Here is a 1,340-nt window from a genome sequence, read left to right on the forward strand (position 1 = left end):
AATCATTGATAAATGATTTGGTTGATTTTGGTAATAATCATAAAATAAGTTATTTTATTAGTGATAGTTATAAAGATGATGCTTGTTTATATACTATTTTTGATAATTATATTTTTAGTAGTGATAAGGATGTTTTGGATGTTTATGATATAGAAACCAAAGATATTATTGATTTTAGTAAGCTAAGTAATAAATATTATAGTAGTGAAGATGATAATAATAGTAGTGGTAAAATAAGAATATTGGATAATGGTTTTTTTGATCGTAATTTAGAAATTCATCGTTTTAAGAGTTTGGGCAGTTATGATGGTACTGGGTTGATTTATTTTAGAATAGTTTGTAAGGAAGCAACTTTTAATGAATTTAGTGAGTGGATTAGCGAACGTTATAATTTGACCGATAATACTGAGGGAATGAGTAAAGCAATAACATACGAAGATCATGAAGTTGTCAGTAATCAGGTAAAAGAGTTACTACAAATAGGTATTTTCTTATTTGCGGTAATTATGGCTATTATTGTGATAAAAAAACAAAGAGCTTATATGATTCAAAGAATGATGGGAATATCAGCTTTTAGAATTGAATTAAAGGAATTTGGTGGGTTATTTGTTTTTTTAGTTGTTGATTTTATTGTTGTTTGTGCGATTACTTTTTTGGTGCTTTGTAAGGAAAATAGTGCTAGTAAAGCTGCATTTATGTTTGATATTATTGGATTTACTGGTTTGTTTGTATTGGTATTATTATTGGTGTGGTTATTAATAGGAATATTTATAAAAGCTGTTAGTTCAATTAAATATTTAAATACAAATCAGTCTTTTAATAAATTATTTTATATTCAGGCTATTATTAGAGTAATAGTTACAGTTATTTTAATTACTCCAATAATGCAGAGTATTGATAATGTTAAACCGTATATAAGTAATTACTGGGCTGTCAAAGATATGAAAGATAAAATTGCAAATATGTATTCATTAGAATATATTCCTGATGAAAGCAGGGAGATATATAATGATTATTATGATCAGGCTTATTATAGTAATTTTAGTTCTTATTATGGTAATTATCGGTTATTAGAGGAAGAAGATACTAGTGAAGAAGATGTTTATCCATATCCTTTTATTAGAGTAAATGATAATTATTTAAGTGATTATGATGATATTTATGATCTTGATGGTAATAAGTTGGATTTGAATGATTTTAAGAATAATACATTAATGGTTCCTGAAGATTTTAAAGATGGTGATTTATCAATGTATTTAATTAGTAATGAAGATATAGTATATATAAAGAATACAGGTAAATATTATAATTACAAACTAGAAGAACCATTTGTTTTAACC

Annotated in this window: 1 protein-coding gene; it reads left to right on the forward strand. The window is 25.1% G+C overall.

Annotated elements, in window-relative coordinates; genetic code table 11:
• Window positions 1-1,340 (forward strand): hypothetical protein (locus J7M77_RS16685; RefSeq protein ID WP_296880616.1); only part of this gene is annotated, 1,340 nt, incomplete at both ends.

The organism is Thomasclavelia sp., from assembly GCF_017889095.1.
In the GTDB taxonomy this organism is placed as follows: domain Bacteria; phylum Bacillota_I; class Bacilli_A; order Erysipelotrichales; family Coprobacillaceae; genus Thomasclavelia.